The following is a 24,947-nucleotide window of genomic DNA, read 5'->3' as shown; positions in this document are numbered from 1 at the left end:
CTCCGTCGTCGGCCCGACCGCCGGCGAACGCTCACCTATGCGAGAACGTGTATGATTCGTACCCTGTGATTTTATATTTCGGCCTATCTCGTACACGAACATGACGAACGACGACTCCGACGGGATGACCTACGCCGACGCGGGCGTCGACATCGAGGCGAGCGAGGCCGCGACCGCCGCGCTCGTCGCGCAGGTCGGCGGCGGGTCGGGCGACTACGCCGGCCTGCTCGACATCGGCGACCGCTACCTCGGACTCGCCACCGACGGCGTCGGCACCAAACTGCTCGTCGCCGAGGCGCTCGGCGACTACTCGACGGTCGGCATCGACTGCATCGCCATGAACGCCAACGACCTCGTCGCGGCCGGCGTCCGGCCCGTCGCGTTCGTGGACTACCTCGCGGTCGACGCCCCCGACGAGACGTTCGCCGAGCAGGTCGGACGGGGCCTCGCCGCGGGTGCCGAAGAAGCGGACATCGAACTCGTCGGCGGCGAGACGGCCGTCATGCCCGAGGTCATAAACGGCCTCGACCTCGCAGGCACCTGCGCCGGACTGGCGAAGAAAGACTCCATCTTCCCCGGTGAGGCCGAGGAGGGCGACGCGCTCGTCGGCTTCCCGTCGTCGGGTATCCATTCGAACGGCCTCACGCTCGCCCGCAAGACCGCCACGGCCGACGGCGACTACGACGACGACTGGGACGGCGACGACTACGACACCGTCGGCGAGGCGCTCCTCGAACCGACGCGGCTCTACACCTACCTGCTGGACGACCTGCGCGCGGCCGAGACCAACGCGGCGGCCCACGTCACCGGCGGCGGCTGGACCAACCTCGAACGCATGGGCGAGTTCCGCTACGTCGTCGACGACGCCTTCGACCCCCAACCGGTGTTCGAGTTCGTTCAGGAACGCGGCGGCGTCTCCGACGAGGAGATGCACACGACGTTCAACATGGGCACCGGCTTCGTCGCCGCCGTCCCCGAGGAGAACGCCGAGGCGCTGGTCGAGGCGACCGACGGCCGCGTCATCGGCCGCGTCGAATCGGGCGAGAGCGTCTCGATTCGCGGCCTCGACCTCTGAGGGCGGACCGAGCGCCGAATCGAACTGTTCGATTAGAAGCACTATTTTACCGACGTTCGCCATAGTGGAGGTGTGACTTCACCGCCACCGACACCGAGCGGCCTCCCGCTCGTGGGGCACACCGTCGGCTTCGCGGCCGACCCGTTCGGCTTCGTCGCCGACCTCCTCGCGGACCACGGCGTCGAGGACGCGGTCGGACTCGACGTGGTGGGGATGGACGACCTGTACGTCCTCGCCCACCCCGACCACTTCGAGCGGGCGTTCGTGACCGACCGCGACTCCATCGTCAAGGGCGGCGAGTTCGAGGCCGCCTTCGGCGACGCCGTCATCGCCGCCGAGGGGGACGAGTGGCGGCGACAGCGCGACGAGCTAGAGCCCTTCTTCCGCTGGGAGCGGGTCGACGACTACGCACCCGTGATGCGCCGGCAGGTCGAGCGCCGCCTGCGGACGTGGCCCGACTCGGGGACGCTGTCGCTCGAATCCGAGATGAAGGCGGTCACCCTGGACATCATCTTTGCCACCATCCTCGGACGGGAACTCGACCTCGACGGCGACGTGCGGATTCGGTCGGCCGCCGACGGTCTCAACGGTCGCTTCGCGCCCGCGTCGTGGGTGCTGCCGTCGTGGGTACCGACGCCGAGCCGACGCCGGTTCGACCGAGCCGACCGCGTCCTCCGCGAGGAGGTCCGCGAACTGGTCGAGACCGCCGACGAGGAGAGCCTCACGCGCCGCCTCGCCGACGCGCTCGGAACCGACGCGGACTACCCGGCGACCGTCGAGTCGCTTGAGAACCAGCTCGTGGGCATGATTTTCGCCGGCCACGAGACGACCGCGCTCGCGCTCACCTACGCGCTGTACCTGCTCGCGACTCATCCCGACGTCCGGGAACGAGCCGTCGCCGAAGTCGACCGCGTCGTCGGCGACGGCCCCGTGACCGCCGACGCGACCCGAGAGCTCCCGGTGCTCGAACGCGTCATCAAAGAGACCCTCAGGCTCTATCCGCCGGTCCACACGCTCCCGCGGGAGACCGCGAAACCGTTTCCGACCGGCGACCGGGTCGTCCCGGCGGGCACGGACATCCACCTCTCTATCATCCGCATCCACCGCGACGAGCGGTGGTACGATGCCCCCCTCGCGTTCCGGCCCGGACGATGGGACGGCGACACCGACCGCCCCGCCTACGCCTACCTCCCCTTCGGGGCCGGGCCGCGAAGCTGTCTCGGGCGGGCGTTCGCGCTCACGGAGGCGAAGATCGTCCTCGCGACCGCGCTCTGCGACTTCGACCTCGACTGGGCCGGCGACGGGGCGTTAGCAATCACGCCCGAGATGACGACCCAGCCGAAGGGCGAGACGCCCCTCGTCGTCCGGCGGCGCTGACTCCGAGCGGCGTCGTCGGGGAACCGCCGTCGTTTCGGGGTCGGCTCAGATGTGGGCCGCGATGTCGGCCTCGGTGATGATGCCGACCGTCTCGCCGCTCTCGACGACGATGATTGCCGAGTTGTGGTCGAGGTAGACGCCGATTTCGTCCAGCGTCGTCTCGGGTTCGACCGTCGTGACGCCCTCTGACATGACCTCGTTGACCGGACGGTCGGTGACGTCGTCCTCCTGAACGTGGCGGATGTCGGCGTTCGAGATGATGCCCAACGGGCGGCCGTTCTCGATGACGGGCAACTGCGAGAAGCCGGCGTCGAGCATGATATCGCGCGCCTCGCGGACGGAGTTGTCGGGGGCGACGCTCCGGACGGTCGTGTTCATGATGTCCTCCGCGCGCACGATGCGCCCTTCGGCCTCGTCCAGCGCCTCGACGATGCGCCGGAGCGTCGAGAGCCGCGGGTCGACGTCGCCGCCCTCGATGCGGGCGATGAGCGGCTGGGAGACGCCGGCCATGTCGGCGAGTTTGCTCTGCGTCAGTTCGAGGGAGTTCCGGCGTTCCCTGAGGTCTTGGGGCGTGGGGAGTTCCATATCGGCGTAATAACCCGTAGTTATGAAAAAGTGTTCCGGTCGCTCGTCGGGGTGAATGCTCGCGGGCGTCGCGAGAATTTGTCGCTCGCTTCGGGCGGTCGCCCCGAGTTCGGTGGTCGGCGGCGCGGTCCGATGCGGCCGGACGCGGCGTCGCGGCGTTACTGGTCTTCGTCGGAGTCGAACTCGCGGATGTCGATGACGTCGAGGGGGACGTCGCGGAGCGCGCCGCCGACCTCGCTTTTCGCGATGCGGGAGGCGTGCTTCTCGCCGTCCGCGTTGAAAATCTTGATTTCGAGGAGCAGGCCGACGAGCGCGGTGTTGGCCGCGATGAACGCGGAGTCGAACGGTTCGCCACAGGCGGGGCAGGGCGTCGCGCCGACTTCGACCTCGACGTACTCCTTGTCCTTCTGGTTGAGTCGCTTGCCGGCCTCGCTGACCGCGACGCCGATGGCGTCGTCGATGTCCTCTACGTCCCGGACCAACCAGGCCGCCTCCATCGCGACGAGATAGTTGCTCATACACACGTTACGGGCCGGTGGGGTTTCGTGTCTTGTGGTTCGGGCGTCGGGGCGCGTGGGATTCACACGCCCGGCGCGCGAGCGGTCGTCTCGTCCGAACCCGCGACGCTCACTCGTTCGACCGGAGCGCGCACGACTCGCGCATGCCACGGCGATTATCGCTATAACTTATGGAAAAGCGCTCCGCGAGTCACGCGCGACCCACGCCGAATAGTCGGTCTAGTTGGATTAGAGACAACTGCGCTTTAATCGGCAGACAGCGACGGGGTGACGCGCGCCCGGCTGAGAGAAGATTTATATACCGGCACCGCCCGAGCCACGACTGAGGACACGGTGATGATTCCCCGCCTAACGAAGTACGTCCTGTTTGCCGCCTACCAGCTATCGGTCGCGATGGGTATCGCGCTCCTCCCCATCGCGCTCGCCGCTCGCCGGATGGGTGTGACCCTCCCGATTCGCCGGCTCGTGGAGACGACCGGAACCGCCTACGAACGCGCCGCGGGTCGCTAAGCCGACTCGCGCGCCCTCCCTCCTTCCGACACTCGCCGCGAGCGACCGCGCCGCGCGGCCGCCGCCGACGCGCGTCTGACGCTTTGGCACCGGCAACGGCGAGGTGAAGGGTTGCATTTATCAGCGCCGAAGTGCAATCGCTGACAATGCGTACCCCGACTCACGACGAGTTCTCCGGCCGTCTCGACTCGCTGAACGGCGACCGCTCGAACGTGTTCGGCCCCGAACTCGGCGAGTTCTCGAACGCCGAGCGTCGCGCCGACTCGCTCGGAGACAAAGAGACGAAGACCGGAACGACCACCGTCGGCATCAAGACCGAAGAGGGCGTCGTCCTCGCGACCGACATGCGCGCCAGCATGGGCTACATGGTCTCCTCGAAGGACGTCCAGAAGGTCGAAGAGATTCACCCGACGGGCGCGCTGACCATCGCCGGCTCCGTCTCGGCCGCCCAGTCGCTCATCAGCTCCCTCCGCGCGGAGGTCCGCCTCTACGAGGCCCGCCGCGGCGAGGACATGAGCATGCAGGCGCTGTCGACGCTCGTCGGCAACTTCCTCCGCTCGGGCGGGTTCTACGTCGTCCAGCCCATCCTCGGCGGCGTCGACGAGACCGGACCCCACATCTACAGCATCGACCCCGCCGGCTCCATCCTCGAAGAGGAGTACACCGTCACCGGCTCCGGCAGCCAGTACGCCCTCGGTGTGCTCGAACAGGAGTTCGAGGACGGCCTCAGCATCGACGAGGCGAAGCAGGTCGCCACGAAGGCCATCCGCTCGGCGGTCGAGCGCGACCTCGCCTCGGGTAACGGCATCAACATCGCCGTCGTCACCGAGGACGGCGTCGACATCCAGCGCCACCAGAACTTCGAAGGCCTCGAATAAGTCGCCCGCAGTCGGCGGTTTCTCTTCGTTTTAACGGGTCGCTACCGGCCGGACTCTCGCGTTATCCTACTCAGTCGTCGCCCGGAAGCGGTCGCACCAGTCCGTACCACACGCGGTAGACGACCACGCCGAGGACGCGCCCGAACCCGAAACTGTACCGGAACGACTCGGTTCGGGGGAGCAGTCGGCGCTGGACCGCGATACCGGCGAGGCTGACGGCCATCCCGCGACGCCGGTTCGTTCGAACCTGCCAGCTATCGCGGTCGTAGGCCCACACCTGCCCGATTCCCCACGCCCCGCCGACGGCGATACCACCCGGCGACAGCGGCGTCGGCTCGTTGGACTCGTCGTCGCTGGAGCGGAGCAGGCGGCGCATCGACACCATCCAGAGCGCGGTGAGAACTGCGATACCGAATTGGGCGACGGCTTTCGTCCGACGGGAGACCATACGCGGTGTTCGCAGTGCGCGATAATAGTTATTTCTCCGACAAGAATGAGTGGCACGCGCGGAAGTCAACGGCCGACGAGAACGGCCGCGAGCGCCATCGGGACGCGGTCGCTCGGGCTCACTCAGAACCAGTCTGAGAACGCGCCTTCGAGCAGCGAGTCCGACTGGCGCTCGACGTACTCGCGTTGCATCTCGCGGAGCGCCGTCTCGAAGTCGCCGCCGTCGTCGAGGGCGTCGCGGACGCGGGCGCGCTTCCAGTCGGCCGGCGTGACGCCCGTCTCGACGCGCTTGCGGAGGGGTTCGAGGTAGTAGTTGGCCTCCTCCTCGGAACAGCCCGCGAGCCGAAGCCCGTCGCGGGCGTGGACGAGCAGGTCCTCGTAGAGGTCCGCGCCGGTCGCATCGTCGCCGTCGACGTCTATCCAGCGCAGGTCGCCGTGGGGGCCCTCGCGCATCGCGGTGTAGAAGTTCTCCTCAGCGGTCTCCCAGCCGAGGTCGATGACGGGGTGGTCGAGTCGGGGGAGCCGCTCCATGAGGCCCGCGAAGGCGGCCTGAAACGCGACCGAGTCGCGGACGGTCGGCTGGCCCGCGATGGGCCGGAACTCGATGCGGGCGTTGGCCGACGAGCGGGACGCGCCGTCGAACACCGGGCGGACCCACCGCCAGTAGGTGCCGTGTTTCCGGCGGAGCGTTGCGAAGTCGTCGTCGAAGCGGTCGCCGCGCTCGACTGACATGGGGACCATCGTGGAGTCCTCGACGACGCGGTCGACGGCGTCTTCGACGGTGTCGAGGTCGGCGGGGAACGCGACCTTCTCGTGGTCGCCGGAGTTGAGCACCGACTCGAACACCGCGATTCGGTTCTCGTCCCAGCTGTCGGCGAGAATCTCCTCGCCCGTCACGTCCTCGTCGTAGAGGTCGGCCGGGAAGAACGGCGAGTTGACGCCGAGCGCGAGCAGCGGGCCGGCGACCCGCAGCGCGTAGTTGAAGTGGTACGGCAGGTCGTCGGCGTGCGGAACCTGATAGTGCGGCTGGATGGACGTGATGAGCGCCTCGGGCATCACGGTGTCCGCTTCGAGCGAGACGTGCGGCGCGTCGAGCGTGAACGACGGCGGGGCGGTCGGCCCGTTCGCCATCGCGTGGTACCGCACGGAGTTGCTCATGTTCGTCGCGAGGCGGACGCCCCCGTCGGTGACGGAGTCGGTCAGATACTCGCGGGCGCTCTCGCCGGCCGGCGGGATGCTCCACATCCCGTCGGAGACGAGGCGCATCCCCTCCGCGGCGGCGCAGTCGAGCGCGGCGTCGAGTCGGGCGCGGACCTCGGACTCCTGCGCCCGGAGTCCGTGGGGGTTCAGCGGCTGGGGGCTCGTGGTCATCTCGGCGTTGTGGAGCCCGAGTTCCTTCTCGAAGCCCATGAGTCCGAGCAGCCGGCGCGGGACCCGCATGAGCGCGTGTACGTCGTCTTCGCTCGCGGACCAGCGACCGTCGGAGACGGCGTAGAACTCGTACTCCAAGCCGACGATGGACTGGTGGTTGTCGAAGGTCCCCTCGCGCAGTTCGCGCTTGAGCACCTCGGCGTCGGCTCTCGCTTGCGCTTCGAACTCGGCCGCGTCGACCGCGAGCACGTCTTCGACGCGCTCTGCGAGGTCGTCGCTCATACCCGGCGTTCCGACGGCGAAGGCCTTCAACTTCCCGGCACTCCGGCCGTTCGACAGCGAATCACATCCCCGACGACTGTCGAGACGCTTTTGCCCCGCGCGGCGATACCCACGGACGATGCAGTTCGCCGAGTTCGCCGCCCGCGCCGCCGAGATAGAAGCCGAGCCAGCGGACCTCGCGGTCGTCTCGCTCCTCTCTGACCTCTTTTCGGACGCCGGCGACGACCTCCCGACGGTCGCCCGGTTCGTCCAAGGCCGGGTCTTCCCCGCGTGGGACTCAACCACGCTCGACATCGGCCCGCGGCTCTGTCACGAGGCCATCGCCCGCGCCGCCGGCCCGAACGTCTCCGCCGACGACGTGGAAGACCGCCTCGCCGACCGCGGCGAAATCGGCGCGGTCGCCGCGAGCTACGACTTCGGCGGCCAGCGCGGCCTCGCCGCCTTCGGCTCCGGCGGACAGGACGGCCTGACCGTCGCCGAAGTCGATTCGGAGCTCCGCGCCCTCGCGGCCGCCTCCGGGTCGGGGAGCGAGGAGACGAAGCTCAAGACGCTCTACGGCCTGTTCAACCGGACCGACCCCGACGAGGCGCGCTTCCTCGCGCGACTCGTCCTCTCGGAGATGCGCATCGGCGTCGGGGAGGGGACCGTCCGCGACGCCGTCGCCGAGGCGTTCTTGGTCGACCCCGCGGACGCCGCCGCCATCCGCGACGACGACGCCGACGCGGAGACCGAGGCCGCCGCCCGCGACCGCCGGAACGACGCCATCGCCGCCGTCGCCCGCGCCCTACAGGTGTCGAACGACTACGGCATGGTCGCCGAACTCGCCCGCGACGAGGGCGAGGCCGGCCTCGACGGGGTCCGCCTCGAAGTCGGCCGCCCCGTGCAGGCGATGCTGGCGCAGGCCGGCACCGCCGCCGACGCGCTCGAAGAGTGGGAGACCGCCGCGGTCGAGACCAAGTTCGACGGCGCGCGCGTGCAGGTCCACCGCGACGCCGACGGCGAGGTCTCGCTGTTCTCGCGCAACATGGAGGACGTGACCGATGCGCTCCCCGAGGTGGTCGAGTTCGTCGCGGACGCAGTCGACGAGCCCGTCATCCTCGACGGCGAGGTCGTGGCGATGGACGACGACGGCGAACCCCTCCCGTTTCAGGAGATTCTCCGGCGCTTCCGTCGCAAGCACGACGTGGGGCGGATGCGCGAGGAGGTCCGCGTCGAACTCCAGGCGTTCGACTGCCTGCACGCCGGCGGCGACGACCTCCTCACCGACCCGCTTTCCGCCCGCCACGACCGACTGACCGCGGTCCTCGGCGGCGACTCGGCGGCCGTCTCGGACCTCCTCCTCTCGGACGATCCGGACGAAATCGCCGCCTACGAGGCCGACGCCCTCGACGCCGGCCACGAAGGCATCATGCTGAAGAACCCCGACGCGCCGTACTCGCCGGGCGACCGCGGGAAGAACTGGTTGAAGCGCAAGCCCGACGTGGAGACGCTGGACCTCGTCGTCACCGGCGCGGAGTGGGGCGAGGGCCGCCGCGCGGAGTTCCTCGGGACGTTCCTGCTTTCGGCCCGCGTCGAAGCCGACTCGGGCGACGACGCCTTCGAGACCATCGGCAAGGTCGCCACGGGCATCACCGACGAGGAGTTGGCCGAACTGACCGACCTCCTCGAACCCGAAATCGAGCGGGAGGCTGGCAAGGAGGTCGACATCCGCCCGTCGGTCGTCTTCGAGGTCGGCTACGAGGAGATTCAGGCGTCGCCGACGTACTCCTCGGGCTACGCGCTTCGGTTCCCGCGGTTCGTCACCGTCCGCGAGGACAAGACCGCCGAGACGGCCGACTCGCTGGACCGCGTGGAGCGACTGGCCGACTCGCAGTGAGCGACGCTCGCCGCGGGTCGCGCCCAAAGGGATTTACTGTCCCAACAGACACATTTTCAGACGGGTCCCACCATGAATCTCGACGCCCTCCTGAAGCCGGTCGCCCTCTATACGGGTCTCCTCGGACTGCTCACGGTCGGCGCGGTGTATCTCGCCACGCACTCGGGGATGTACATGCTCGTGTTGCTGGGGGCCGGCGTGCTGCTCGTCGTGCTCGGCGGCGGGGCCGTGGGTCAGATGGGCCCCAGCAACGTCGAACACGCGGGCGAGAAGGGCGGGACGAACAGAGTCGTTTCGAACGCGGGGCTGTGGTCCCCCGTCGAGACGGACACCTCGCTCCGACTCGCCCTCCTGTTCTACGGGGCCGGCGTGTTCCTGTGGAGCCTCGTCGTGTTCGGCGTCCTGCGCGACACGCTCGTCTGAGTCGGACCCCCGCCGCGCACCCGCCACGTCACTCGTCCTCGCCCGAACCGGCCGATTCGCCCCGAGAGCCGCGCTTTTTACCCCTCGGTTCGAGGTGTCGCGTATGACCATCAAACACGACGGCCTCGACGTGTCGTGGCTCGGCTACGCGACCGTCAGAATCGAGTCGCCCGACGGCTTCGTCGTCTACTTCGACCCCGGCCGCTACGGCGTCCTCGACGACTACTACGCCCGCGACGGCGACCTGATTTTGGTCACGCACAACCACCACTACGACTCCGACGCCATCGAGCAGGTCGCCGACGCCGACGCGACCGTCGTCGCCTTCGAGGGCGTCGACGCCGCGACCATCGACCGCGACGTGGTGCCGGTCGAAGACCTCCCCTACGAGACGGTCCGCGTCGGCGAGGAGGACCATCTCACCGTCGGCGAGGCCGACGTGTGGTCGCTCCCGGCGTTCAACGACCCCGACGGCCCGCACCTCCGCGACGGCGACGTCGTCCACCCGCAGGGATTCGGCTGTGGCTTCCACGTCTCTATCGCCGACAGAACGGTCTTCTGGCCCGGCGACTCCGACGTGCTCGAAGGCCACAAACACCTCGAAGTGTCGCTGTTCCTCGCCAACATCGGCGGGTCGGTCGTGATGGACCGCCGCGAGGCCGCCGACCTCGCGGAGACGCTCGACCCCGACCTCGTGCTCCCGATTCACTACAACACGATTCCGCTTCTCGAAACCGACCCGGACGCTTTCGTCGTCGACGTGGCGAACCGCGGCATCCCGGTCGTCCTCGACGACCCCGACCAAGTCTGAGGCGGTCGGCGGCGACGGACAGAACGATTTTGCCGCGCCGGGCCGTCGGTTCGGGTATGGACCTCGACTACGGCATGCTCGGCGGCCGGCGGCCCTACTACCGCTTCGGCGACGCCGACGCCGACCCGCTCGTGGTGCTTCCCGGCCTCTCCGACGCCTTCCAGCGCATCGACCCGAACCGCGGAACCGCGGCGGCGCTCGCCGGTCTGTTCCGCGAGTTCGACGACCGCGACGTGTGGGTGGTCGGCCGGCCGCGACACCTCCCGGTCGGATCGACCACGCGCGACATGGCCGCGGGCTACGCGGGCGTCATCGACGAACAGGACCTCTGGCCGGCGGACGTTATCGGCGTCTCGATGGGCGGCCTCGTCGCCCAGTATCTCGCCGCCGACTACGGCGACTACGTGGACTCGCTGGCGGTCGTCTCCGCCGGGACGCGACTCGGCGGCCACGGCGAGAACGTCGTGACGCGCTGGCGCTCGCTGGCGGGCAAGGGCCGGTGGGCCGAGGTCGTCGCCGACGCGGAACGGGAGTCCGCGACCGGCCTCGAAGCGACGGTCGCCCCGGCGCTCATCGAGGCTGCCGGCCGGGTCGTCGACCTCCGACCCGCCGTCCCCGCCGACGCCGTCGTCTCCTGTACGGCCTGTCTCGACCACGACTCCCGGGAGATACTCGGCGACGTCGACGCGCCGACGCTCGTCGCCGCCGGGAAGTCGGACCGACTCTTCCCCGAACCCCGGGTTCGAGAGCTCAAAGACGGCGTCGCGGGCGCGACGCTCGCGCTGTTCTCGGGAGCGGGGCACAGCCTCGCGACGAGCGAGCCGAGAGCACTGAACGGCGTCGTCAGGCGCTACTTCGACGGCTTCCGCGGGAACGGGCTGTACCCCTGAGCGGGAGAAAAGCGACGACCGCGGTTAGATGATACCCATCTCGTCGAGGCGCGTCGGCAGGTACTCGTCGGTCACGAAGTCGAGACCCCGGGAGGCCAGCGCCTGCTGTTCGGCCTTCTTGCCGATGTCGAGTTGGAGCTCTATCTGTTCGGTCCAGTAGTCGCCCATGAACCGCGGGTCCTCCAGTTCGGACTGGAGCGCGTTGATGTCGGAATCTGCGAGCGGGTCGGTCGGGAGGTCGTAGTCCACGATGTCCTGCGGCTGGATGCCCACGAACTTCGCGTCGGGAGTAGCGAGGTACTCCGAGAGGTGTGCGGACTTGATGGAGCCGTAGGCGACGGAGCCGAAGATGCGGTAGGACCACGGGTCGCCGTCTGTGAACACCACGACCGGCAGGTCGAGTTCGTCGTGCAGGCGCTTGGTGATGCGCCGGGTGGCGCGCGCCGGTTGGCCGCCGAGGTGGACGACGAGCGCGTTGTAGTCGTCGTCGAAGCCGTTCTCGACGAGTCGGTCGCGCATACCGCCGGTCTCGACGCACATGACGAAGTCGATGTCGTGTTCGAGGAACTCGATGGTGTCGGGGTTGTTCGGAATCTGGTAGCCGCCCTGCCCCACGTCCAACTGGCAGTGAATCTCGCGGTCGCCGCGGTTCGTCTGCTCGCGGATTTTGAGGGGGCCCATGAGCTTCGCGCCGGACTCCTCGGGGCGCATGTGGAAGTCCTCGCGCTTGACCTCGCTGACGATTTCCAAGTCCTCGATGAGCTTGTTTGACTCGTCTTGGTCGGAGAAGTGCGCCTCCTCGTTGTCCCACGACTCGGAGATGTAGTACAGCTCACGCAGGGTAGAGGAGCGGTCCTCGTCCAACTGCCGCGCGAGGAACTCGATGGTGTAGGCGGCCTTCAGGAGCTTTCGCGCGCCCCGGACGCTGTTCGCAGAGCGCTTCGAGGTCCGGTCGCCGTACACCCAGACGTTGGCGTCCTCGTCGTACTCGATGTTGCTTTTCGTCCGCGTCGGGAGCGTCATGTGCGGAATCTCCCCCGCGTCGAACTGGTCGTAGAACTCCGCCGCGAGGTCGATGAGACGCTCGCGGGTGCGTTCCTCGGATGTCTTCCGTTCGGATGCCATTATACGTTCACCGTGAGTTTCTCCGTCTCGACGCCGTCGACGTTGATGTCGAACGACGCGTCCTGTGCGACCGAGTACGTGAGCGTCGCCGTCTCACCGGACGACACCTCGGGGTTCCACTTGACGAACCACTCCCCGTCGAGGTCGACGACCGTCGCCTCCCCGTCGAGACCCCCCGGCTCCGCCGAGACGATGTCCGTGATGTCCGGCGACTCGTTCGTGTTGGAGTAGTTTTTCACCGTGAGCGTCACCTCGCCGTCGTCGACGGCCCGCTCGACGGTCAGGTTGTTCATGATGCGGCCGAGCGCGCCGTCGATGTTGGGCTCCGGTCGGCCGGTGACCTCCGAGAGCTTCGTCGCCATCTGCGGCAGGATGCGGCCGAGGACGTCCTGTTTCTCGCGGCGCTTCTGGAGCGACCGCCGCTTCGAGAGGTAGGACTTGAGGTCGCGGGCCGCCTCGCGGATGGCGAGTTCGACCTCGTCTTGAATCGCCGGCACGTCCGCGAGCGCGTCCTTCGACTCGCTCGTGAACGGGACGTTCGTGGAGGCGACGTGGACCATGAGAACCGCGGGTCCGCTCGGCATGCCGGTGCCGCCGGGTTGGTCGAGGCCGTAGTTCCGCCAGCCGATGTCCTTGACGACGTGGGTGATGGTACACGCCCCCTGCTGGTAGACGAGCGGGACGCGGTTGGCGAAGCGGAGCAGGTCGATTTTGCCCTCGGACTTCAGTTCGCCGCCGTAGGCGATGCCGGCCTCGACGATGAACGGGTCGCCGCCGTGGACCTCGGCGTCGCGGGTCGCCGCGGCGTAGAAGTCGGCGTCGAACTCCTTTTTCAGGCCGGCTTCCACGAGGTCCGCCGAGATGGGCGACAGACAGTCCGTCGGCGGCGCGAGGATGTCCGTCTCGCGCATCGCGTCGAGCAGGTCGCGGGCCACGTCGCGGTCGTCCGAGACCTCGCGGACCTTCGGCACCTCGTCTGCGACGGTGCGCATCCGCGACCAGATGGCGTCGCCGATGTTCTCCTGTGCCGTCTCGCCGTAGGTCTCGTCCTCGCGCTCTTTGGTCCGCTCGGCGGCCCACGCGACGAACTCGGCCACGTCGTCGCGGGTGGCGCGGTCCGCCGGGCCGGTCGTCTCGGCGAACTGCGTGGCGATGGAACGCGCCATCGACAGCTTGCCGGCGTCGTCTTTCTGCGTGGTCGTCACGTCGTCGACGATGGCGTACACGTCGCCCTCGCGGTCGTCGGTGAGGACGGGCCACAGCGCCTCGACGACGTTCTCGCGGACCGTCTCGCCGAACGAGGTGTCGGTGGCCTCGCCGACCGATTCGGCGACGTTTTCGACGATAGTGACGAGTTCGCCGTGGGCGATGCGGTCCTTGCCGACGACGATGCCGACCAGTTCGTCCGCGAACGCCGCGGTCGCCTCCTTGCCCTTGTTGGCGACGGCGTCCTCGACGACGCCGACGAGGTCGTTCGTCTCGGACGCGTCGGGCGTCCGCCACGTCATCTCGCGGCCGAAGTGCCGGTCGCGGAAGGCGTCGTGAACCTTGTCGGAGGTTTTCGCGCCGACGCGGGTGAACTCCTCTTGGAGGAAGCCGGAGACGGAGTACGACTCGGTCGCCGAGAGCATCTTCAGGAGCGTCCCGAGTTCGACGCCGTGGGGGTGCGGACGAATCTCCTTCGTCTGCTTCGGAAGCTGGTCGGTCGCCCGCTCGAACTTCATCGGCTCGTCGAGGCCGGGTTCCCGGAGTTCGAGTCGGGCGTGGGGATTGACGACCGCCGTGTGGAGGATGTAGTCGTGGAGCTGCTGGCGGGCGCGCATGTTGGCTTCCATCTCCAACTCGATGCGCGTGCCGTGGGGGCGGTCCCACGAGGTGGTCTTCTCGGTTCGAATCTCGGGTTCGTTCTGGTCCGTGTTGATGACGAGTTCGAAGTACTCGGCGTCCTCCGAGCCCTGCGTCCGGCTCGTCACCTTGGCGGGCTTGCCGCTCGTCAACTGCGAGTAGAGGACCGCCGCGGAGATGCCGATACCCTGCTGACCGCGGGACTGTTCGCGCGCGTGGAAGCGAGAGCCGTAGAGGAGCTTCCCGAACACTTTGGGCACCTGCTCTTTCGTGATGCCCGGTCCGTTGTCCTCGATGACGAGGCGGTAGTAGTCGCCCGCCTCGGCGATTTCCACGTAGATGTCGGGCTGGATGCCCGCCTCCTCCGTGGCGTCGAGCGCGTTGTCCACCGCCTCCTTGACGGCGGTGACCAACCCGCGGGCTCCGCTGTCGAAGCCCAACATGTGCTTGTTCTTCTCGAAGAACTCGGCGATGGAGATCTCCCGCTGGCCCTTCGCCAGCTCCTCTGCGATCCCCGGCTCGTCACCGAGTGTCGACTGGAACGAGGTCATTTCCTGATGCGCATCTACCCAGTCCCGCGTTAAGTACTCACCGGCAACGGAGTGAAAGTGAACACGGGAGGTTGACGCGCTTCGAGGCCCGCTCGCGCCGGAACCCCCAATCGTGATATACATCCTCACCCACGGCGTTCGAGTCAGTCGGGCGAAATCGCCGGACGCGAAAACCGCTACGCGGGACTCCAGTAAGTAGTACGCGCCCGCGCGTGCGAGGCTTTAAGGGACGGGCTATCCTAGGCCAGTTCAGATGTCTCAGGATAACGAGTACGGGGCCGGACAGATTCAGGTCCTCGAAGGGCTCGAAGCCGTTCGAAAGCGTCCGGCGATGTACATCGGGTCCACCGATTCTCGCGGGCTCCACCACCTCGTCTACGAAGTCGTCGACAACTCCATCGACGAGGCGCTTGCGGGGCACTGCGACGCCATCGAAGTCGCCCTCCACGAGGACGGCTCCGTCAGCGTCACCGACAACGGCCGCGGGATTCCGGTAGATACGCACGAACAGTACGACCGACCCGCGCTGGAGGTCATCATGACCGTCCTCCACGCCGGCGGGAAGTTCGACAACAAGTCCTATCAGGTCTCCGGCGGCCTCCACGGCGTCGGCGTCTCCGTCGTCAACGCGCTGTCGAGCGAGCTCGAAGTCGAGGTCAAACGCGACGGCGCGGTGTGGACACACCGCTTCGAGTTCGGCGAACCGCAGGTCGAGCAGTTCGAGCGCGTCCGCGACCTCGAACCCGACGAGGACACCGGGACGACCATCCGATTTTGGCCGGACGACGGTATCTTCGAGACGACCGAGTTCGACTTCAAGACGCTCGAAAACCGCCTGCGCGAACTCGCCTTTCTCAACTCCGGCGTCGAGATCTCCCTCGCCGACGAGCGGACCGACGAGTCGAGTTCGTTCCTCTTCGAGGGCGGCATCCGCGAGTTCGTCGAGTACCTCAACGAGACCAAGACGTCCCTCCACGACGACGTCATCTACTACGACGACGAGTCGGAGGGCATCGAGGTCGAAATCGCCATGCAGGCGACCGACGAGCTACAGGGGTCGGTTCACGCCTTCGCCAACAACATCAACACGCGCGAGGGCGGCACGCATCTGACCGGGTTCAAGACCGCGCTCACCCGCGTCGTCAACGACTACGCGAACAGCCACGACATGCTGGCCGACCTCGACGGCGACAACCTCCGCGGTGAGGACGTCCGAGAGGGACTCACCGCCGTCATCTCCATCAAGCACCCCGATCCGCAGTTCGAGGGCCAGACGAAGACGAAACTCGGTAACTCCGAGGTCCGCGGCATCGTCGAGAGCGTCACCCACGAACAGCTCGGAACCTACTTCGAGGAGAACCCGGACACGGCGACGGCCATCATCTCGAAGGCCGTCGAGGCCGCCCGCGCCCGCAAGGCCGCCAAGCAGGCCGAGGAGCTCACCCGCCGCAAGTCCGCGCTCGAATCCACCTCGCTGCCGGGGAAGCTCGCGGACTGTCAGAGCCGCGACCCCTCGAAGTCCGAACTGTTCATCGTGGAGGGCGACTCCGCGGGCGGCTCGGCCAAGCAGGGCCGCGACCGCAAGTTCCAGGCGATTTTGCCCCTCCGCGGGAAGATTCTGAACGTCGAGAAGCACCGTCTCGACCGCATCTTGGAGAACAACGAGGTCCGCGCGCTCATCACCGCCATCGGCGCGGGCGTCGGCGACGAGTTCGACATCGAGAAGGTGCGCTACCAGCGCCTCATCCTGATGACCGACGCCGACGTCGACGGCGCGCACATCCGGACGCTCCTGTTGACGCTCCTGTACCGGCACATGCGACCGCTCATCGAGGCCGGCTACGTGTACGCGGCCCAACCGCCGCTGTACCGCGTCCGCTACCGCGGCAACACCTACGACGCGATGAACGAGGCGGAGCGAGACCGCATCATCGAGGAGAAATGCAACGGCAACCCCACGCAGGTCCAGCGGTTCAAGGGGCTCGGCGAGATGAACCCCGACCAGCTGTGGGACACGACGATGAACCCCGAAAACCGCGTCCTCAAGCGCATCACCGTCGAGGACGCCGCCGCCGCCGACCGGATGTTCAACATCCTGATGGGCGACGCCGTCGGACCGCGAAAGCAGTTCATCAAGGACCACGCGAACGACGCCGAGTGGGTGGACATCTAACATGAGTTCTGACACACCGGATTCTTTCGAACCGGGCGCGGGTATCGCGGCCGAGGTCAAGAACGCGCGCATCGAAGACGAGATGGAGCAGTCGTACATCGACTACGCGATGTCGGTCATCGCGGGTCGGGCGCTCCCCGACGTTCGCGACGGCCTGAAGCCGGTCCACCGGCGCATCCTCTATGCGATGCACCAAGCCGGCGTGACCTCCAACTCGTCGCACCGCAAGTCCTCGTCCATCGTGGGCGAGACGATGGGTGACTACCACCCGCACGGCGACTCCGCCATCTACGACACCCTCGCGCGCATGGCGCAGGACTTCTCCATGCGCTACCCGCTCGTCGACGGACAGGGGAACTTCGGCTCCGTCGACGGCGACCCGCCGGCCGCGATGCGGTACACGGAGGCGCGGATGTCCCCCATCGCCGAGGAACTCCTCGACGACATCGACAAGGACACCGTCGACTTCCAGTCGAACTACGACGACCGCAAACAGGAGCCGACGGTGCTCCCGTCGTCGTTCCCGAACCTGCTGGTCAACGGGTCGTCCGGCATCGCGGTCGGGATGTCCACGAACATCCCGCCGCACAACCTCGGCGAGGTCATCGACGCCACCGTCGAACTCATCGAGAACCCCGAGGCGACCGTCGCGGACCTGATGGAACACGTCAAGGGCCCCGACTTCCCGACCGGCGCGAACATCGTCGGCCGCAACGCGGTCCACAAGGCGTACAAGACGGGGCGCGGTCGCGTCCGCGTCCGCGCCGACTACGACGTGTTCGAGGAGGAGGGCCGCATCGTCATCAACGAACTCCCGTACCAGGAGAACAAGGCCCGCCTCATCGAGCGCATCGCCGACGACGTGAACGAGGGCAAAATCGAGGGCATCCGCGACATCCGCGACGAGTCCGACCGCGACGGCATCCGCGTCGTCATCGAGCTCAAGCGCGGCGCGATGGCCGAGGTCGTCAAGAACCAGCTTCTCGACAACCACCTCGAATCCACGTTCGGCGTCATCAACCTCGCGCTCGTCGACGGTCAGCCGCAGGTGCTGACGCTCAAGGAGACGCTCGAACACTACCTCGACCACCGCCGCGACGTGGTCCGCCGGCGCTCCGAGTACGAACTCGCCGAGGCCGAAGACCGCGCGCACATCCTCGAAGGCCGCCTGAAGGCCCTCGACAACATCGACGACGTGGTCGAGACCATCCGGAACTCCGAGAGCCGCGACGACGCGAAGGCCGCGCTCCGCGGCGAGGTCACGGTCGAAGTCGACGGCGAACCGCTGCCGGCGTTCGACTTCTCCGAGGACCAGGCCAACCACATCGTCTCGATGCAGCTCGGCTCGCTCACCTCGATGGAGGCGGCCGAAATCGAAGACGAGTACGAGGAGGTCCAAGCGACCATCGAGCGCCTCGAAACCATCCTCGGCGACCGGTCGGAGCTCGACGCCGTCATCGAGTCCGAACTGCTCGACATCAAAGACGAGTACGCCGACGACCGGCGGACCTCCTTCGTCGCCAACACCGGCGAGGTCACCCGCGCCGACCTCATCCCCGAGGAGGACGTGGTCGTCGTCGTCAGCGAGGACGACTACATCAAGCGGATGCCGGTCTCGCGGTTCCGCGCCCAGCACCGCGGCGGTAAGGGCATCATCGGGACGGACCTCAAGGAGGGCGACAACGTCTCGTCGGTGTTCGTCACGAACACCCACGACGACCTGCTGTGTTTCACCAACCACGGACAGGTCTACCAGCTCAAGGCCTACCAGGTGCCCGAGATGTCCCGGACCGCCCGCGGGAAGTCGGCGGTCAACCTCCTTGAGTTCGACGACGGCGAGGAGATTACGGCCGTCGTCAACTGCGACGACCTCGAAGACATCGAGGGCTACCTGACGATGGTGACCCGGAACGGCTACATCAAGCGGACCGGCACCGACCGCTTCCAGAACATCCTCTCGACGGGCATCATCGCCACCAAGCTCGACGAGGGCGACGAACTCGTCGACGTGGAGGTCACCGACGGCGAAAGCGACCTCGTCATCGGTACCGAACGGGGGATGTCCATCCGCTTCGACGAGGACGAGGTGCGCGCGATGGGTCGCTCGGCCCGCGGCGTCCGCGGCATCAAACTCGAAGGCGACGACGTGGTCGCCGGCGTGGCCGCCATCGACGAGGCCCACCACAGCTGGATTCTCACCGTCACCGAGAACGGCTACGGGAAGCGCACGGACCTCGACGCCTACCGCAAGCAGTCCCGAAACGGCAAGGGGCTCATCGACATCAAGACCAACGAGCGAAACGGCCCGGTCTGCGCCATCAACACCGTCGGCGAGGGCGACCACCTCGTCGTCATGTCCGACGAGGGACAGATTCTCCGGACCCCCGTCGAGGACATCTCGACGGTCGGCCGCAACACGATGGGCGTCATCGTGATGGACCTCGACGACGGCGACGACGTCGCCTCCGTCGACGTGATTCCGGCCGCGATGACGACCGAGGCCGAGGAACTCGACGACGTGGAAGGCGATTCGGGAGCCGACGCCGACGACGAGTAAGTCGGCTCCGCTCTCGGCGACGGATTCCTCTTTTGCGGACTCCCACCGGAGAGCCGCGGCTCCGGCCATCGCTCCCCGAAGACATTTACTTCGGCCGAGAGGTCATCACGGTATGAGAGTGCGACCGCGGTCGAGAATTGTCGGCGTCTCGGCGCTCGCGTTCGTCGTCGTCCTCGGCGGCTTGACCGCGCTTCGGGCGTGGAACCTCGAACCGTCGACGGCCGCGCAGTCGCTCGTCGTCGACGCGGGCGCGGTGCTGGTCGTCGCCGGCGTCGCGGCGCACGTCGCCAGAGGCGAGAATGTCGGCACGCGCGCCGGCGAGGGTATCGTGCTCGCCTTCGGGCCGAGTCTCGCGTTCGCGGGCAACCTGTTCGTCCCGGTGTCGGCGATGGAGTCGCCGCTGTGGGTCGCGTACCCGTTCGTCGGCGGTGCGATGCTTGCACTCGTGCTCGGCGGTCTCGGCGCGGCCGTCGGCTACGTCGTTCGAATCGCGCGGAAAAGCGGGACAGCAACCGGACGAACCTCGTAGTCGGCTACTTCTCGACGTCCGAGGGTTCTCGCGTCAGGTCGTAGGTGTAGTGTCGCGGCTTGCGGTCCCGAAGCCAGTCGCGGAGCGGTTCGACCCGCGGCCGATAGGTGAGCGTCGACCCGAGCGCGGTGAGCGGGAGGAACTTCGCCGCCTCGATTTCGTCGTCCGGGTCGCTCGGCGACGGGGTGGGGTCGTCGGCGACGGGCGTCGCGTGGTAGAACCGCTGGAGGTAGATGCGGCGGTCCGGGGCGCGAATCTCGCTCGTGAACGCGAGCGACTGGATTTCGACTTCGACGCCCGTCTCCTCTGCGGCCTCGCGGGCGGCGGTCTCGAAGAAGAACTCCCCGGGTTCGGAGCCGCCTTTCGGCAGTCCCCAGCGGTCTTTCTCGTACACCGCGAGCACGGAGTTCTCTTGGAGGACGACGACGCCGGCGGCGAGGTCGTGCGGGGCGGGGGCTTCTCTCGGCGTCGACATCAGAGGATGCGCTTGCCGAAGGCGCTTGCGGCGAGTTCGGTCGCGAGCGTCGCGGTCTCGTTGTGCTCGTCGAGGATGGGGTTGACCTCGACGAGTTCGAACGAGCGCATGGCCTCCGAGCGGGCGACGAGTTCCATCGCCGCGTGGGCCTCGCGGTAGGTCACCCCGCCGCGGACGGGCGTCCCGACGCCGGGGGCCTCGCGGGGGTCGAGCCAGTCGAGGTCGAGGCTGACGTGGACGCCGTCGGTGCCGGCGGTCGCCACGTCGAGGGCGTCGTTCGTCACCTCGGTGACGCCGCGCTCGTCGATGTCGGACATCGTGTACACAGTCACGTCGCTGTCGCGAATCGCCTCGGCCTCCGCGCCGTCGACGGAGCGGAGTCCGACGATGGCGACGTTCTCCTCCGCGAGGCCGGCGGCGTTCGCCCACTCGACGCCCGCGAAGTCGCCGACGCCGAGCGCGGCGGCCAGCGGCATGCCGTGGACGTTGCCGGACGGCGAGGTGCTCGGCGTGTTGAAGTCGCCGTGGGCGTCGAACCAGATGACGCCGATGTCGGCGTCGCGGGCGCTCCCGACCAGCGAGCCGATGGCGATGGAGTGGTCGCCGCCGAGCGCGAGCGGGGTCGTCCCCTCGGCGAGCGCGGTCGAGACCGCGTCGGCGAGGCTCGTCGTCACCTCTTCGACCTCTTGGACGTGCTTCGCGTTCGCCGCCCCGGCGTCCGCGTCCCGCGTCGCGTGGTGCGGGACCGCGAGGTCGCCGGCGTCCGTCGGCGAGACGCCCGCGGACTCCAGTTCCCCCGCGAGTCCGGCGTATCGAATCGCGGAGGGTCCCATGTCCACCCCGCGTCGATTGGCACCGTAGTCCGTCGGTGCACCCAGAATTCTAACGTTCCGTTCCATAGCTGATGCACTCGTTCGGGGCGTTTAGTGGCATCGGAAAAACACCCTTATCGATAATGCCGTCCGTCGCGTCGTCGGGCGACCGCACGGCGCGGAAACGAGAGCCGTGCGACGCCCGACGGGTACGCCCACCTCGCTTTTGCACGGCGAGGTCGTACCGAGTCTCATGCGGCACTTACAGATTCGCGTCGAGGCGGGGGAACTCGACGCGGTCGTCGATGCGCTCCGAGGGGAGGACGTCGACCCGGTGACGCTGCCGGTCTACGGGGCCGACGGCGACGAACCCCAGTCGTATCTCGTCGAATTCCCACTGCCGACGGAGGCGGTCGACAGAATCAGAGAGACGCTCTCCGAGGCGGGCTTCGAGGAGGAACACCTCGTCATCGGCAACATCGAGTCGGCGACGACGCCGCACTACGACCGCCTCGTCGAGCGGTACGTCGAGGGCGACGAGGAGGAAGAGCGCGTCTCGAACGAGGAGATTCTGACGAAGGCGCACGACCTCAACCCCCAGCCGACGGCGTACTACGCGATGACGGTTCTGAGCGCGCTCGTCGCCACCGCGGGGCTGTTGCTCGACTCGGCCGCGCTCGTCGTCGGGTCGATGGTCATCGCCCCGCAGATCGGCGCGGCGCTCATGGCCAGCGTCGGCGCGGCGCTCGGGGACGACGCGATGTTCACGGGAGGCGTTCGGTCGACGGTTATCGGACTGACCGTGGCCATCGCCGCCGCCGCGGCGTTGGGGTGGGGGCTCAAGACGGCGCAGTTCGTGCCGGCGGCGCTGAACGTGACCACGGTCCAGCAGTTAGCGAGCCGGTCGTCGCCGGGGCTGTTGACGCTCGTCGTCGCGCTCTGTGCGGGAGCCGCCGGCGGCGTCGGGTTGGCGACCGAACTCCCGGTCTCCATCGTCGGCGTCGCCGTCGCGGCCGCGACCGTTCCCGCCGCCGCGGCCGTCGGTATCGGCGTCGCGTGGGCGATTCCGGCGGTCGCTATCGGCGCGCTCACCCTCCTCGCGGTCAACGTGGCGAGCATCATCCTCGCCGGGACGCTCGCGCTCTGGTATCTCGGGTATCGACCGAGCTTCTGGAACTCGGCGGGGTCGACCGGACGGCGAGTTCGGGCGTTCTTCGGAACCAAAGCGACGTGGGTGGCGCTCGTGTTCCTCGGACTCACCGTCCTCGGACCGGGGTCGCTTCTCGCCTCGCAAATCGCGTTCGAGAACCAGTCGACGGCGGCCGTTCAGACCGTTCTCGACGATTCGGAGTACGACTCGCTGGAACTGCTGTCGCTCAGCGTCGAGTTCGGGACCCCCGGTATCGACGACGGCCCGCGAGAGGTGACGGTCACAGTCCAACACCCGGTCGGTCGTCAGTACCCGCAGTTGTCGCCGCGAATCGAAGACCGAATACGCGAGGCGACGGGGCAAGACGTCGTCGTGACCGTGGAGTTCGAACAACAGAGTCGGTCGCGGCCGTCGTGACTGACTGACTGAAACAGCGCGGCGGACGGTGGGACGACGAACCGACGAGCTACCCGTCGAGGTACGGTTCGCAGACGCGCCGGACGCCCTCCTCGAAGGCGATCCGGGGCTCCCAGCCGGTCGCCTCGCGAATCTTCGTGCAGTCGGCCTTCGTGTCGTGGACGTACACGTCGAGGGGGTTCTCGATGTACACCGGGTCGACGTCCGTCCCCAACACCTCGTTTATCATCTCGACCATCTCGTTGAACGAGTAGCTCTCGCCGGTGCCGAGGTTGTAGATGCCCTGCAGCCGGTGGTCGGCGGCGAGTTCGATGCCGCGGACGATGTCGTCGACGTGGGTGAAATCGCGGGTCTGGGTGCCGTCGCCGAACAGCTCCGGCGACTGGCCGTTCGCAATCTGGTCGGCGAACTGCGCGACCGTATTCGCAAATTCGCCTTTGTGTTCCTCCGCGCCGCCGAAGCCCTGATACACCGAGAAAAAGCGGAGCCCGGCCGTCCGCACGTCGTAGTGGTGGTGGAAGTACTCCGCGTAACGTTCCCGCGCCAGTTTCGACGCCTCGTAGCCCGTTCGCGCCTCGACGGGCATGTCTTCCGGCGAGGGCTCCGTCCGCGACCCGTAAATCGAAGAGGTGGAGGCGTAGACGACGGTGTCGCAGCCGTCGTTTCGCGCCTGCTCGACCGTGTTCACGAAGCCTTCGACGTTGACGCGAGCACCCTTCGTCGGGTTCTCCTCGTGCATCTTGTACGACGACAGCGCCGCCAGATGGAACACCGCGTCCACGCCCTCGGTCGGGAGGTCGTCGTCGAGGACGCTCGCGTCGTGGAATTCGACCGCGTCGTCGAGGTTGTCGGGCGTCCCGAGGTAGAGGTCGTCGACCGCGACGACCTCGTTGCCGTCGGCGAGGTGGTTCGCGAGATTCGAACCGATGAAGCCGGCACCGCCGGTCACGAGGACTCGTTTCCCGTTCATGCGCTACCGAACTCTCGTGAGCCGTATAGTGCTATCGACAGCATCGAACGTGAATTAGAGTTCAAAATGAACATTCATGAGTGTGCCGTGGTTCCAAAGTAGACGAACGGCAGATTCGAGGCGTCATCCATCGGATTTAAGGACGTATGTAGCGAACCATTCTCCATGTCATCAATCGAGCTCACGTCGAGTCAGAAAACTATCTTGACTGCCCTCATCAACCTCTATCGGGACTCCGAAGACGCCGTAAAGGGTGAGGACATCGCGACCGAAGTCAACCGAAACCCCGGCACCATCCGAAACCAGATGCAGAGCCTGAAGGCGCTCCAACTGGTCGAGGGCGTCCCCGGCCCGAAGGGTGGCTACAAGCCGACCGCCAACGCCTACGAGGCGCTCGACGTTGACAAGATGGACGAGCCCGCGTTCGTCCCCCTGTTCCACAACGACGAGGAAGTCGAGGGCGTCAACGTCGACGAAATCGACCTCTCCAGCGTCCACCACCCCGAGCTGTGCCGCGCCGAGATCCACGTTCAGGGCTCGGTCCGCGAGTTCCACGAGGGCGACAAGATTCGCGTCGGGCCGACGCCCCTCTCGAAGCTCGTCATCGACGGCACGCTCGACGGCAAGGACGACACGAGCAACATCCTCATCCTCCGCATCGACGACATGAAGGCCCCCGTCGGCGAACCCCAGCACTAACCACGCACATCTCTCCGTCTTTTTCCGGGCACTCTCTTCGAACTCCGACCAACGGGTCCGGCGTTCGGACGCCGGCCGACCCGAACGGTGGGGTTCGGACCGCAAACATATCAGTCGTTAATGTAGACTGACACACATCTTTATCTGAATGGGGGACCCAGTACCCCCCATGGCGTACAATCAGCAGAGCGCGTTCGGCATCCCATCAACGTGGGAGGAACTGAACGCCGACGTGATAGCGTTTCTCTTCACCGTAACCCTGCTTATCGGGACGTTGTCGCTCGCTTCGATGGCCGGCGGGGACCCTGAAACGATGGTCGCGGTCGCAGTGACCGGTGTCGCGGTCGTTCTCCTTGGAACGGCGCTGATTCGGCTCTCCGAGTATCTCCGAACGACTGAGTCGCCCTCCTTCTGAGGACCGAAGCGTCGAGAGACCACCGCGGCGCGGCAGCGCGTATTTTCTCACACGAATCGGAACGAGGAGTCGCTGTTGCGCTCCGTACTCCGCGAGCGCCATCGGCACTCGGGGATTGCGGCGTCGGAGAAAGCGAAACCGAGTCGGCGAGCGTCGGGCGGCGCGTCACCCGGCGGCCGGGCGCGG

At 67.4% G+C, this 24,947-nt stretch carries 23 protein-coding genes; 14 read left to right on the top strand and 9 right to left on the bottom strand.

All coding sequences use genetic code 11. From position 1 onward, the window contains the following. Nucleotides 1–100: 100 nt before the first annotated feature. Together purM and FY251_RS14760 are read left to right on the top strand one after the other, a co-directional pair. Nucleotides 101–1,075 carry a phosphoribosylformylglycinamidine cyclo-ligase gene (gene purM, locus FY251_RS14765; RefSeq protein WP_148415854.1) on the top strand — a complete coding sequence of 325 codons (975 nt, stop codon included), beginning with the start codon at nucleotides 101–103 and terminating at the stop codon, nucleotides 1,073–1,075. Nucleotides 1,076–1,147: 72 nt separating this feature from the next. Further along, the gene (locus tag FY251_RS14760) at nucleotides 1,148–2,452 is read left to right on the top strand and encodes a cytochrome P450 (protein WP_148415852.1); all 1,305 of its coding nucleotides are present in this window, start codon (nucleotides 1,148–1,150) and stop codon (nucleotides 2,450–2,452) included. Nucleotides 2,453–2,497: 45 nt separating this feature from the next. Here the strand turns inward: FY251_RS14760 and FY251_RS14755 are convergent, their stop codons facing one another. Together FY251_RS14755 and FY251_RS14750 are read right to left on the bottom strand one after the other, a co-directional pair. Continuing rightward, nucleotides 2,498–3,037, bottom strand: a complete 540-nt coding sequence (locus FY251_RS14755; protein WP_004041437.1) for a CBS domain-containing protein — start codon at nucleotides 3,035–3,037, stop codon at nucleotides 2,498–2,500. 158 nt (nucleotides 3,038–3,195) lie between these two features. Then, a complete protein-coding gene (locus FY251_RS14750) occupies nucleotides 3,196–3,555 on the bottom strand; it encodes a DUF555 domain-containing protein (RefSeq protein ID WP_004970698.1) in 360 nt (119 codons plus the stop codon). Between the two features lie 336 nt (nucleotides 3,556–3,891). Between FY251_RS14750 and FY251_RS22620 the strand changes: the two genes are divergently transcribed. Both FY251_RS22620 and psmB read left to right on the top strand, forming a co-directional pair. Continuing rightward, complete coding sequence (locus tag FY251_RS22620) at nucleotides 3,892–4,065, top strand: hypothetical protein (RefSeq protein ID WP_004970695.1); 174 nt, start codon at nucleotides 3,892–3,894, stop codon at nucleotides 4,063–4,065. Nucleotides 4,066–4,211: 146 nt separating this feature from the next. After that, a complete protein-coding gene (gene psmB, locus FY251_RS14745) occupies nucleotides 4,212–4,943 on the top strand; it encodes a proteasome endopeptidase complex subunit beta (RefSeq protein ID WP_089777780.1) in 732 nt (243 codons plus the stop codon). A gap of 70 nt (nucleotides 4,944–5,013) precedes the next feature. Here psmB and FY251_RS14740 read toward each other — a convergent pair whose 3' ends face one another. Both FY251_RS14740 and FY251_RS14735 read right to left on the bottom strand, forming a co-directional pair. Next, nucleotides 5,014–5,391: a hypothetical protein gene (locus tag FY251_RS14740; protein ID WP_148415850.1), complete on the bottom strand. Its 378-nt coding sequence runs from the start codon at nucleotides 5,389–5,391 to the stop codon at nucleotides 5,014–5,016. 122 nt (nucleotides 5,392–5,513) lie between these two features. Continuing rightward, nucleotides 5,514–7,043 (bottom strand): hypothetical protein, encoded by a 1,530-nt coding sequence (locus FY251_RS14735; RefSeq protein WP_148415848.1) that lies wholly within the window; start codon nucleotides 7,041–7,043, stop codon nucleotides 5,514–5,516. Between the two features lie 118 nt (nucleotides 7,044–7,161). Between FY251_RS14735 and ligA the strand changes: the two genes are divergently transcribed. The 4 genes from ligA to FY251_RS14715 all read left to right on the top strand — a co-directional run bounded on the left by ligA (nucleotide 7,162) and on the right by FY251_RS14715 (nucleotide 11,043). Next, nucleotides 7,162–8,919 (top strand): ATP-dependent DNA ligase LigA, encoded by a 1,758-nt coding sequence (gene ligA / locus FY251_RS14730; RefSeq protein ID WP_148415846.1) that lies wholly within the window; start codon nucleotides 7,162–7,164, stop codon nucleotides 8,917–8,919. Between the two features lie 72 nt (nucleotides 8,920–8,991). Next, nucleotides 8,992–9,342, top strand: a complete 351-nt coding sequence (locus FY251_RS14725) for a hypothetical protein (RefSeq protein WP_148415844.1) — start codon at nucleotides 8,992–8,994, stop codon at nucleotides 9,340–9,342. 103 nt (nucleotides 9,343–9,445) lie between these two features. Then, a complete protein-coding gene (locus tag FY251_RS14720; protein WP_148415842.1) occupies nucleotides 9,446–10,153 on the top strand; it encodes an MBL fold metallo-hydrolase in 708 nt (235 codons plus the stop codon). Nucleotides 10,154–10,209: 56 nt separating this feature from the next. Then, the gene (locus FY251_RS14715) at nucleotides 10,210–11,043 is read left to right on the top strand and encodes an alpha/beta fold hydrolase (protein WP_148415840.1); all 834 of its coding nucleotides are present in this window, start codon (nucleotides 10,210–10,212) and stop codon (nucleotides 11,041–11,043) included. Nucleotides 11,044–11,067: 24 nt separating this feature from the next. Here the strand turns inward: FY251_RS14715 and FY251_RS14710 are convergent, their stop codons facing one another. Together FY251_RS14710 and FY251_RS14705 are read right to left on the bottom strand one after the other, a co-directional pair. Beyond that, nucleotides 11,068–12,168: a DNA topoisomerase IV subunit A gene (locus tag FY251_RS14710; protein WP_148415838.1), complete on the bottom strand. Its 1,101-nt coding sequence runs from the start codon at nucleotides 12,166–12,168 to the stop codon at nucleotides 11,068–11,070. Then, nucleotides 12,168–14,564 (bottom strand): DNA topoisomerase VI subunit B, encoded by a 2,397-nt coding sequence (locus FY251_RS14705; RefSeq protein ID WP_148415836.1) that lies wholly within the window; start codon nucleotides 14,562–14,564, stop codon nucleotides 12,168–12,170. The genes FY251_RS14710 and FY251_RS14705 overlap by 1 nt, the downstream gene beginning before the upstream one ends. A gap of 253 nt (nucleotides 14,565–14,817) precedes the next feature. Between FY251_RS14705 and gyrB the strand changes: the two genes are divergently transcribed. The 3 genes from gyrB to FY251_RS14690 all read left to right on the top strand — a co-directional run bounded on the left by gyrB (nucleotide 14,818) and on the right by FY251_RS14690 (nucleotide 19,823). Then, nucleotides 14,818–16,737, top strand: a complete 1,920-nt coding sequence (gyrB, locus tag FY251_RS14700) for a DNA topoisomerase (ATP-hydrolyzing) subunit B (RefSeq protein WP_148415834.1) — start codon at nucleotides 14,818–14,820, stop codon at nucleotides 16,735–16,737. A 1-nt stretch (nucleotide 16,738) separates the two neighbouring features. Further along, nucleotides 16,739–19,294, top strand: coding sequence for a DNA gyrase subunit A (gyrA, locus tag FY251_RS14695; RefSeq protein ID WP_148415831.1), 2,556 nt, complete (start codon nucleotides 16,739–16,741; stop codon nucleotides 19,292–19,294). 112 nt (nucleotides 19,295–19,406) lie between these two features. Then, nucleotides 19,407–19,823 carry a hypothetical protein gene (locus tag FY251_RS14690; protein WP_148415829.1) on the top strand — a complete coding sequence of 139 codons (417 nt, stop codon included), beginning with the start codon at nucleotides 19,407–19,409 and terminating at the stop codon, nucleotides 19,821–19,823. A gap of 4 nt (nucleotides 19,824–19,827) precedes the next feature. On the opposite strand, the gene FY251_RS14685 is transcribed toward FY251_RS14690, so the two are convergent. Continuing rightward, nucleotides 19,828–20,298 carry an NUDIX domain-containing protein gene (locus FY251_RS14685; RefSeq protein ID WP_042663302.1) on the bottom strand — a complete coding sequence of 157 codons (471 nt, stop codon included), beginning with the start codon at nucleotides 20,296–20,298 and terminating at the stop codon, nucleotides 19,828–19,830. After that, nucleotides 20,298–21,197, bottom strand: a complete 900-nt coding sequence (gene rocF, locus FY251_RS14680) for an arginase (protein ID WP_148415827.1) — start codon at nucleotides 21,195–21,197, stop codon at nucleotides 20,298–20,300. The genes FY251_RS14685 and rocF overlap by 1 nt, the downstream gene beginning before the upstream one ends. A gap of 166 nt (nucleotides 21,198–21,363) precedes the next feature. Here rocF and FY251_RS14675 point away from each other — a divergent pair, with 166 nt between their 5' ends. Beyond that, nucleotides 21,364–22,677: a DUF389 domain-containing protein gene (locus tag FY251_RS14675; RefSeq protein WP_148415825.1), complete on the top strand. Its 1,314-nt coding sequence runs from the start codon at nucleotides 21,364–21,366 to the stop codon at nucleotides 22,675–22,677. Between the two features lie 49 nt (nucleotides 22,678–22,726). On the opposite strand, the gene FY251_RS14670 is transcribed toward FY251_RS14675, so the two are convergent. Then, the gene (locus FY251_RS14670) at nucleotides 22,727–23,647 is read right to left on the bottom strand and encodes an NAD-dependent epimerase/dehydratase family protein (protein WP_148415823.1); all 921 of its coding nucleotides are present in this window, start codon (nucleotides 23,645–23,647) and stop codon (nucleotides 22,727–22,729) included. A gap of 165 nt (nucleotides 23,648–23,812) precedes the next feature. Between FY251_RS14670 and FY251_RS14665 the strand changes: the two genes are divergently transcribed. Next, the gene (locus FY251_RS14665) at nucleotides 23,813–24,346 is read left to right on the top strand and encodes an Rrf2 family transcriptional regulator (protein WP_004976849.1); all 534 of its coding nucleotides are present in this window, start codon (nucleotides 23,813–23,815) and stop codon (nucleotides 24,344–24,346) included. 169 nt (nucleotides 24,347–24,515) lie between these two features. Next, complete coding sequence (locus FY251_RS14660) at nucleotides 24,516–24,761, top strand: hypothetical protein (protein ID WP_148415822.1); 246 nt, start codon at nucleotides 24,516–24,518, stop codon at nucleotides 24,759–24,761. Nucleotides 24,762–24,947: the final 186 nt, after the last annotated feature.

It is taken from the genome of Haloferax sp. KTX1, from assembly GCF_902410085.1.
Taxonomy (GTDB): Archaea; Halobacteriota; Halobacteria; order Halobacteriales; family Haloferacaceae; genus Haloferax; species Haloferax massiliensis.
The sequence above is the reverse complement of the archived record's forward strand: the minus strand, read 5'-3'. Positions and strand labels throughout refer to the sequence as shown.